Consider the following 10,207-nt stretch of genomic DNA (forward strand, 5'->3'; position numbering starts at 1 on the left):
GTTTTTATTTATGAATATTGATATATCACCATTCTTGATTCCCTTTTTGGACAGCCCCTTGATTTGATTTAAGATGTAGTAGCTTTTGCTTTAAATCGTTTTCCATTGCCATTAATTCTTGTTGTGCTTGGTAACGTTTTGTACGCCCTTCCTCTTGAATTCGCAAGGTTTCCTCAAGGGCGGAAAGGAGATTTTCTTGGGTTTTCTTAAGTGTCTCAATATCTACCAGTCCCTGCTCATTAGCTTTCGCAGTTTCAATCGTATTCGTTTTCAGCATTTCTGAATTTTTCAAAAGCAGCTCATTTGTTGTTTTAGCTACCTGCTTCTGCGCTTCAACTGCACTGCGCTGACGAAGCAGCGTTAACGCGATGGCCACTTGGTTTTTCCAAAGCGGAATGGCTGTCATAATCGATGATTGAATTTTCTCCGCTAATGCTTGATTCGTGTTTTGGATCAAGCGTATTTGTGGGGCGCTCTGAATGGTAATTTGTCTGCTCAACTGGAGATCATGCATTCGCTTTTCAAGTCTGTCCGCAAATTGTAGCATATCATTTACTTCCTGATATGCCATTTGATCACCTGTTTTTTCAGCCTTCTTTTTCAATTCAGGAATTGTTTTCTCTTTCAGTTCGGAAAGCTTCAGCTCGGCGGCAGCAATATATACATTTAGGGCATGAAAATAATCCTTATTTTTTTCATAGAGCTGTTCAAGCATGCCGATGTCACTCATTAATGCATTTTTGGCATGGGTAAGCTTAACACTGATTCGGTCGATTTGAGCACCGGTTTTCTGATATTTCGATAATGTTTCTTGAATGGAGGATGAAATTTTTCCAAACAATCTCGAAATAAAGGTTCTTTTTTCCGGTCTTAATGCATCTGGATTCACACTCTCTAGCTTTTTCATTAGTTCTCCAAGGATATCTCCTATCTCGCCAATATCCTTTTTTTGAACATGTTCCAGCATAGTATGGGAAAAATTCAACAGTTTGGACTGAGCTTGAGTTCCGTACATCATCATAGATTGATGGTCAGTAGGATTAATTTGCTCAGCAAGCTGAATGGCACGCTTTCGATTTTCCTCTGGCAGGACATCTACGAGCATTTTTGGTTTGTAATGCATTTGGGGGAATGGCTCAAGCTCTGATTTTTCTTTACCGAAAGGATTTCCCAAAAGGTCTTCAAAATCATCTTGTTTTTTGATATTTTGTTCAGTCATTATAGCTTCCTCCTTTTTTGTTATAAGAAAGGTCCCTTCGTTTTATTGATAGACTGCTTAGCAAGGTCGAGTTCCATATTTAAAGTGTCCATATCATCTGCCAGCACATCGTACAAATCTTGTTCCAGAGATTTCGAAAGAGCAGCGAGTGTTTGACGTGTATCACGTAATGAATCTTGAATTTCCACATTTTTCGCCGGCTGTTTAAGTAAAAATGCATACTTTTCGGTCAGCTCAACAATGGAATCCAAATGGGAATAGTAAAAACGTTCCGCCTTAAAAAAAAGTTTTGGCTGATTTTCGGAAATGGATTGTATTTTTTTTACTATTCGTAGGATCTCGTAATTTTGTTTGATGGTCCATACATCCCTCGCTGAGAATATTGCCTTTTGTAATCGACGAATTTTCTTCTTTGCTTCTTTTAAATTTTGTTGAATAAATCTATACTCTCGACGTGACAGTCCATTCTTTTGTAGAAAGCGATGATGAGCGATCCATTTTATACCTAAAAAGACGATCATCGCTCCGATTAGTGCGTACAGTGAGGAGAACCAAATCGTCTGCTCAAAACCAAAGAAACTAATGAGCCAAACGATAACAGATATAGAAACCGAGGCAAGGCTTCTCACTATAAAAAATAATAATGAAAAAATAGATTTCATTAAATCAACTCCTATATAAACATCCATATCTTTTCTACGAATTCGTATGAATAAAGTTTCGCTTAGGGGTTATTTTCCACTCACCCTTAGTATGAAAGAATGCTTATCATATAGGATTGACATTCATATGGTGAAATTATCTAAAAACAATAAATTTTTTCAATCAAAAACAAACCGAACCCAATAAATGGATTCGGTTTGTTTTTATACGTCTTCATGTAATTTCCTTCTCTCAACCCACGCTTTTATCATAAAATAACTGATATCATCCGGCAGCAGCTCTTTAATTGGTTTTACATATTCGCTTCCGACTTCCTCCACTGCCTTTTCAATCATCTTTTCTTGTTCTTCTGTGAAAATTTTATTCCAGTTAAACTCCATTCCTTCTGCTATACAGCGAATTAAATGGTTTTCAATAGTTGTTCTTGCATACTCTCTTTTCTTTGCAATTTCATCAATGGACATACCACTTTTATAAGCTTCATAGCTTTGTAAATGAGAATTTTCTGACCCGGCTTTTTTCTTCTTTTCCTTCTTCTCTTCTATTGTAGGAGTATATTCAGGATGCTCATGCAGAAATGATTGGATCGCTTCGATAAAAACATCACCATATTTTTCAAGCTTCAACGATCCTACTCCTTTGACTCCTTTCAATTCAATAAGAGTTTGAGGAGTTTTGGCGCACATGTCACGCAATGTTTCATCTGAAAAAATAACGAACGGAGGAACTCCTGCTTCTATAGCTATTCTTTTCCTTACTTCTCTTAATATCTCAAATAATTCATCTTTCGCAGCTATTTTTACTGCCTTTAATGCTTCTTTACGATATACCTTCTCGTTTCCTAGTAAGACTTGCTTTCCTTTATCTGTAACAAATAGTATCGGAAATTGTCCACCTGAAACTCCTATATATTGTTCAGATGTCAGAAAATCTATAAAGTTTGTCACATCTTTCAATGACCTGCTTTTTAATAAACCGTAAGTGGGCAGTTTTTGGAATCCAAATTCCATTACCTTCTTATTAGAAGAGCCTATTAAAACCTGAGCAAGCATTGTTTTTCCAAATCGTTCTTTCAATCTTATTAAACAAGATAAGACCATTTGAGCTTCTTTCGTTACATCAGTTAGTGTTCGCTCGTCACGACAATTGCTACATTTGCCGCAATCTTCATTACGGTCCTCACCGAAATAAGAGAGAATCCACCTCTGAAGACAGTTTTCTGTATAACAATATTCCTTCATTTGATACAGCTTTTGTGTCTCTTGATTTTTATGGTGGTCACTTGACCCTAATTGTTCGATAAAAAATCTTTGGACCGCTACGTCTAGCTCTGAAAAAAGCAGGATACACTCACTCTCTATCCCGTCTCTACCTGCTCTACCTGCTTCCTGATAATAGCTTTCCATGTTTTTCGGCATCCCATAATGAATAACAAACCGAACGTTAGATTTATCGATGCCCATTCCAAAAGCATTAGTGGCTACCATTATTTTGATTTCATCATTGATGAAAAGCTCTTGCTGTTTGTCGCGTTCACTACTGGAAAGGCCTGCATGATACTTCCCAACCGAAAGGCCTTTTTTCTTTAGCTTTTCGTATAATTGTTCAGCCGTTTTACGGGTTAAAGTATAGATGATTCCTGATTCATTCGGGTTTTGATGAAGATAGGAGAGCAAGAATTCGTTTCGATCTTGTCCTTTCATAACCGAAAAAGAAAGATTGGAACGTCCAAAACCAGTCACTATCATGTTTTCCTCTGGAATCTGAAGAAGATGACAAATATCTCTTTGAACTTGAGGAGTGGCTGTGGCCGTTAATGCCAGCAATACAGGATTGGACGATAACTGATGAATCATGTAATGAATCCGCAAATAGCTTGGTCGAAAATCATGTCCCCACTGTGAAATACAGTGTGCTTCATCAATTGCAACTAATGATATTGGTAAATCTTTTATTTCATCTATAAAAGAGGGAGATTCTAGACGTTCCGGTGCCACATACACCAGCTTGTAAAGTCCACTTTGTACTTCATTCATTCGCTCCTGTATTTCAGTACCCGAAAGAGCGCTACTCAAATACGTTGCAGAAATGCCGTTTTGTAGAAGAGCATCCACTTGGTCTTTCATGAGAGATATTAGCGGTGATATAACAAGCGTCATACCCTCTTTTAATAAGGCGGGAACTTGGTAGCAAAGAGACTTACCTCCTCCAGTGGGCATAATACCAACAGTATGTTCCCCATTTAGAACTCTGCGAATGATTTCATCCTGCCCTGATCGGAAAGATTCATATCCAAAATACTTTTTTAGAATTTGGGTTGCTTGCGTAAGCAATGGTTTCGCTCCTTTAAACGATTATTTAATCATTCATTACGATTATATATCAAGATCCTAACAAAAAAATTGATATTTACAAAAAAAGCATCATTCTTTGATCTCATAACCAAACGAACAGTACCTTATATCATCAATTTTATTTATTCATAAATCCGTACAAATTACTCATTTCAATAAATAGACAAAAAAATTAGGAGACCGCTCTAAGCGATATCTCCTTTTAATTTTTCCAACGATCAAACTCATCGTTTTCAAAGTTTGAGCTAAATATTCATTGAAAACTTTCCCCACTTATCGTTTACCCTTAAATTCTATATACTTCACCAATAAGTCAATGGCTGTATGAATCGCCTCTTCATTCGGATTGAGCTTTGCATGATGTAACCCAAAAGGAGAATCAACACCTAGCCAGAACATAAATCCCGGAATTTCACTAAGCATATATCCAAAATCTTCGCCTGTCATGGCTTCTTTACATTCTTGAACATGTACATCTGTTTCTTTTCGAACGAACTCCATAAATTCACGCGTCAAAACTTCTTGGTTATATACTTGATGATACATGGATCCATAGTCAATTTTTGCCTCACATTGGTATCCCGTCTCCAGGCCTGCAACAAGCTCTTCAATCCGCTTTTTCACCTTTTGCATGGACTCAACAGAAAGCGTTCTAATCGTTCCTTCAAGCCTAGCTCTTTCTGCGATTATATTTTGAACAGTTCCTCCTGTTATTTTACCAATCGTAATAACGGCAGAATCGAGAGGATCTATATTTCTAGAAACTATGGTTTGCAGCTGACTAACAAGCTGACATGCAGCTACGACCATGTCGTTTGTCAAATGAGGGTATGCTGCATGTCCACCTTTCCCTTTTAAATCAATAAATAGCTCAGAAGTGTTGGCAAATAATAAACCTTCTTTTAATGCAATGGTTCCAACCGGATATTCAGGTGCTATATGAAGCGCAATAATCATATCCGGCTTCCATTTTTTCATCGTATCGGTCTTCATCATAGGCTCTGCGCCGCCGGGACCTTCCTCTGCTGGTTGAAAAATAAAAAGCAAGTCATCATCAATTGGGTTTTCCACGAAATGAGTCAATACCCCTAAAGCAATGCTCATATGAAAATCATGACCGCATGCGTGCATTCGATCTTCGTGCTCAGAAACAAACGGAAGCTCTGTTTCTTCCGTGATTGGAAGTCCGTCAATATCTGTACGATATCCGATTGTTTTAATAGGATTGATGCCGTTAACTTTTACAAAGATTCCTGTTTTCCATGTTTCAATTTCGATACGTTCTTGCGGAAGGTTATGGATATAGTTTAATAAGTATGCTTGTGTTTTGAACTCTCGAAACCCCAGTTCAGGTATTTTGTGCAAGTCTCTTCTAATTGAGACGAACGGACTCGCTGACGACATTCCAAGTTCCTCCTCAAAAAATATGTAAAAATAAGGTGACTCACCTATAAGTCCCAAATCCTTCTTTCTAAGGGTTGAACTGGACTTATGAGTCACCTCCTAAATTATTATTACAGTTGACGAAGCTCTTTCATAATTTCTGTCTTAGATTTTGTTTTGTCATCAATTTGCTTAATAACTCGGGCAGGAATTCCAGTGGCAACAGAATAAGGTGGAATGTCCTTAGTAACGACAGCGCCTGCACCTATAACAGAACCCTTTCCAATTGTAACGCCTTCAAGTACAACAACATTTGCACCAATCATTACATCGTCTTCAATCACAACAGGCTTAGCTGATGGCGGCTCAATCACTCCAGCTAACACGCTTCCCGCACCAATATGACAGTTTTTACCAACAGTAGCTCGTCCGCCTAATACTGCATTCATGTCAATCATTGTACCGGAGCCAATTACTGCACCAATATTAATGGAAGCTCCCATCATAATGACTGCATTGTCACCGATTTCTACTTGATCACGAATAATGGCACCCGGCTCAATACGGGCATTAATGTTTTTCATATCTAATAGCGGAATGGCAGAATTGCGGCGGTCATTTTCCACAACATAGTCTTCAATCTTGTCTTCGTTTGCTTTCAGCGCTTCACTGATTTCAGCCCATTCCCCGAATACAACACCGCTGTTTCCATTTATGAAGGTTTTTGAGTTTTCACCAAAGTTAATCCCCTCGATATCTCCTTTTATGTATACTTTAACTGGCGTTGATTTTTTTGAGTTAGCAATAAACGAAATGATTTCGTGTGCATCCATCATTTTCATTTGATATTTCCTCCTTTATGTATGTATTAATATGTTTTACTTTAACAAACAAAAGCATGTAAAACAAGAAATAAGATGCTTTTTAATCGCTACAAATTGTGATGATTACTTTCTTCTATAAATTCTTCCACGAGCTCAACAAACGCCTGCACCTGCTTTAATTGAAAGGCCGTTTCGTAGCCAAGCAACCACGTGTCACGTTCAATCGGCTGATTGTTTTCATCTAGAAGAGGAATCTTATAAATACTGTTTTCCTTTTGTCGGATCGTAATGGCTGGCAAGATGGCATAGCCAATTCCGTTAAAAGCCATCTGCTTACATGTTTCAATTTGATCTACAACAATGGTACGTTTTGGAACTGTTTGAAACTGTCTGTGCCACCAATCCTGAATTTCTTGATAATAGTTAGAATCACTTTTAAATTGAATGAAAGGCCGGTCCGTTTCCATTACCTGTTCAAGCCTATTCATTTCAGTATCAACGAGATAAAGCTTGTCTGTAAATAGATGCTTTTTTACCCCTTTCCAGTCGGAATTCCCTCTAACAATTCCGATATGAACATGATCATCATAAAGGGACTTTAAAATTTCACTGCTCCATCCTGTTACAAGAGAAATTTTCGCATGAGGATACCGATTAACAAACCTCTTCAATACTTGTGGCAGCCAGTTTTGACCAACGATAGATGCGCAGGCAATCCGCAATGTACCATACACTTCAGAATTCATCGCTTGAATTTCTTCACGAACCTTTTCTTCTTTTTCCAATACCTCATTTGCAAACCTCACGACTGCTTCTCCCGCTGGGGTCAATGATAACCCTTTTTGTGAACGAACAAACAGCTTAATTCCCCATTCCTTTTCAATCGTTTGAAGCCGCTGAGATAATGCGGGTTGGGAAACAAACAGTCTTTCTGCGGCTTTTCGCATATTCATTTCTTGAGCTAAAACAGATAACAGCTGATATTCTGAGAACGCCATCCTCATCCCTCTTGATAAGTTTTTCTTATGTTATTTCATTATTTTATTCTACTATCTTTATCAAAATAATTGAAATAAACTAATAATGTCAATATATAAGGGGGAATTATCATGTTATTTATTTCCTTAATGTGCCTTGGATTTGTGGTTGCATTTATTGGAACGCTTGCCGGAAGCGGTGGACTGATCGGCATGCCAGCTCTCATGCTGCTAGGAGTACCAGTTCATGGAGCGATCGCCACAGCCAAATTTTCCAATATGTTCAGCTCATTTTCGAGCTTTTATGTTTTGTTAAAGAAAAAAGAACTAATTTTTTATGATGCGCTAAAGCTTATTCCTTTTGCAATTGGCGGAGGTTTTCTAGGAGGTTTATTAACATCCCATATATCGGGAGAAATTATGAATTTTGTTGCCATTATATTGTTGGGCGGTGCATTTGTCCTCTCTCTTCTAAAAAAACCAATTCAAACTCCAATTGATGATTGGAAGCCTTCTCCGCGTACGTATCCTTATTTATTTGGAATCAGTATGTATGATGGAATGTTTGGACCGGGGCAAGCTACCATGCTGATGTATACCTTTCTTTTAAACGGAGCTTCTTTTATTAAAGCCATGGCATTCACTCGCTTCCAAACATTTGTTAGCTGCTTCGCTGCTTTTTTTCCATATTTACTAAGTGGTCATTTTCATTGGAAAATCGGCATCTTCTTTGCTGCCGGATCAATAGCTGGAGCCCAGACAGCGGTAAGAATTGCCCCGAAAATATCTACCAAATACTTAAAATGGCTCTTAAACGCTGTAACGATCCTCCTAATCTTACAACTATTATGGAAAGCATTTTTATAAGAAAAGCGGAATGCGCCTATAATGCAAAATGGGGCTGTCCAATAAGTCGAACTTATCGACTTTTGGCTCCTTTATATGTTCAAGAATATTGATAGATCAACATTCTTGATTTTCCATTTTTAATAAAGTTGATCCTTTTCGGACAGCCCTATTGTACCATTTATCATTCCTTTTCCTTTGGTAAAAAATAGATCAATAGTAAGCTGATGATTGCTAAGGTAATAACTACCCAGTAAACGGAATGCAAAGAAAGAGTAAGACCATTTTTGAGGACTGTCAGTACATTTTCTGGTAAGTTATTTCGCTGCGACTCATCTAAAAGCATGTTGGCCGAATCAATAGACAGTGTCCCGCCTTCTAAATCCTTTCCTCGAATGTATGAATTCAACTTTGTATTCAGAATCCCACCGAGCAGCGCAGCACCGATTGTATTACCCATATTACGCATAAAAGAGTTCGAGGCCGTAGCTATTCCTCTTTGCTGCCAACTAACTGTACTTTGAATGAGTACAATGAAAGCTGTTGAACTAAGTCCCATTCCTGCTCCTACGAAAAATGAACCTGTAGCAGCATAAAAGGGGCCGGAGTTTTCACTCATAAATACAAAAAACATGCTCCCAAAGATTAAGAATAGACCGCCGAGTAAAGAAGTATTCCTGTACCCTATCTTCAGCAACCATTTACCTGATAGTGCTGCAGCAATTGGCCAGCCGATCGACATCGTCGTTAAGGTGAATCCAGCAACAGTAGGCGATTTTCCCATTACTCCTTGGACAAAAGCAGGTAAGAAGCTTGATATTCCAATCAGCATCATTCCGGTCGTAAGTGATACGATATTGGCGATGGAAATGGATCGGTTTCTCCAAATTTCAAAAGGCATAATCGGCTCTGACGCTTTTCTTTCCACTGCCACAAAAAGCAGAAAGCACAGGATTGAAAGCGTTGAAAGTGACAGAATGGGTAAAGAGGTCCAAGCCCAATGAACTCCTCCTTCTACAAGGATTAGCATAAAGGACGAGATTCCAACTGTTAATAGAATAGCCCCAAAATAATCAATGGAATGCTTTCTTTTCTCTACCGTTTCATTCAAGAAGAGCCAGAGCAAAATAATAGCCAAAATCCCAAGAGGAATATTAACCCAGAACACCAGTCTCCAGCTGATGTGTTCAACAAATAGTCCCCCTAAAGCAGGTCCAATGATGGCTGAAATTCCCCAAACACTCGATAAATAACCTTGTATTTGAGCCCTTTCTTCTTTTGAATAAATATCTCCCACAATCGTCATGGCTACCGGCATGACTGCTCCTGCACCAAGTCCCTGAATAAAACGATATACAATCAACTGATTCATGGTACGGGCAAACCCACATAAAATGGATCCAACAAGAAAAACAATAATACCGAATGTTAATACCGGCTTTCTCCCAAATAAATCAGACAGCTTCCCATAAATCAAAACAGTAACTGAATTCATTAATAAATATCCTGAGAATACCCAGCTATATAAGGAGAAACCTCCTAAATCCCCAACAATTGCCGGCATGGCCGTTGAGACAATAGTAGCTTCTACTGCTCCCATAAACATAGCTAACATGACCGCAGCCAAAATAATCGGTCGTTTATCTCCTTTTTTCACATGCTGGAGCAGGTTTTTCCCCATCACTTCTTCCAACTTTATCACTTCCCTATTTATTTTATGTAACACGGCTAATGATATTTCGAGTTTTTTTAAAAGGCTGTTTTCGTAAACTTTGTTGCTTTTTAACAAGGAGTGAGGATCGGTTGATTTCCGCTCCAGGATGCTCGCTTTCCGCGGGGCGGGCGGTGAGCCTCCTCGGCGTGCAGCGCCTGTGGGGTCTCACCTGTCCCGCTGCTCCCGCAGGAGTCTCGCACCTTACGCTCCAATCAACCAACTTTTTT

The 10,207-nt window shown here is 38.6% G+C and carries 8 protein-coding genes; 1 reads left to right on the forward strand and 7 read right to left on the reverse strand.

Annotated features, from left to right (window positions below; translation table 11 throughout):
- Positions 1–25: 25 nt before the first annotated feature.
- The 6 genes from GD441_RS11165 to GD441_RS11190 form a co-directional block, all read right to left on the reverse strand.
- Entirely contained in the window at positions 26–1,219 is a 1,194-nt protein-coding gene (locus GD441_RS11165; RefSeq protein WP_153126519.1) for a toxic anion resistance protein, read from the reverse strand.
- Positions 1,220–1,239: 20 nt separating this feature from the next.
- A complete protein-coding gene (locus GD441_RS11170; protein WP_153126520.1) occupies positions 1,240–1,881 on the reverse strand; it encodes a 5-bromo-4-chloroindolyl phosphate hydrolysis family protein in 642 nt (213 codons plus the stop codon).
- Between the two features lie 204 nt (positions 1,882–2,085).
- Complete coding sequence (gene recQ, locus GD441_RS11175; protein ID WP_153126521.1) at positions 2,086–4,215, reverse strand: DNA helicase RecQ; 2,130 nt, start codon at positions 4,213–4,215, stop codon at positions 2,086–2,088.
- A gap of 294 nt (positions 4,216–4,509) precedes the next feature.
- On the reverse strand, positions 4,510–5,640 hold the full coding sequence (locus GD441_RS11180; protein WP_153126522.1) for an N-acetyldiaminopimelate deacetylase: 1,131 nt from the start codon (positions 5,638–5,640) through the stop codon (positions 4,510–4,512).
- Between the two features lie 110 nt (positions 5,641–5,750).
- Positions 5,751–6,461: a 2,3,4,5-tetrahydropyridine-2,6-dicarboxylate N-acetyltransferase gene (gene dapD, locus GD441_RS11185; protein WP_153126523.1), complete on the reverse strand. Its 711-nt coding sequence runs from the start codon at positions 6,459–6,461 to the stop codon at positions 5,751–5,753.
- A gap of 89 nt (positions 6,462–6,550) precedes the next feature.
- On the reverse strand, positions 6,551–7,441 hold the full coding sequence (locus GD441_RS11190) for a LysR family transcriptional regulator (protein ID WP_153126524.1): 891 nt from the start codon (positions 7,439–7,441) through the stop codon (positions 6,551–6,553).
- A 111-nt stretch (positions 7,442–7,552) separates the two neighbouring features.
- Between GD441_RS11190 and GD441_RS11195 the strand changes: the two genes are divergently transcribed.
- Positions 7,553–8,287, forward strand: a complete 735-nt coding sequence (locus tag GD441_RS11195; RefSeq protein ID WP_153126525.1) for a sulfite exporter TauE/SafE family protein — start codon at positions 7,553–7,555, stop codon at positions 8,285–8,287.
- 163 nt (positions 8,288–8,450) lie between these two features.
- On the opposite strand, the gene GD441_RS11200 is transcribed toward GD441_RS11195, so the two are convergent.
- Positions 8,451–9,947 carry an MDR family MFS transporter gene (locus GD441_RS11200; RefSeq protein ID WP_153126528.1) on the reverse strand — a complete coding sequence of 499 codons (1,497 nt, stop codon included), beginning with the start codon at positions 9,945–9,947 and terminating at the stop codon, positions 8,451–8,453.
- Positions 9,948–10,207 lie beyond the last annotated feature (260 nt).

The organism is Peribacillus tepidiphilus (genome assembly GCF_009466385.1).
Taxonomy (GTDB): Bacteria; Bacillota; Bacilli; order Bacillales; family DSM-1321; genus Bacillus_BN; species Bacillus_BN tepidiphilus.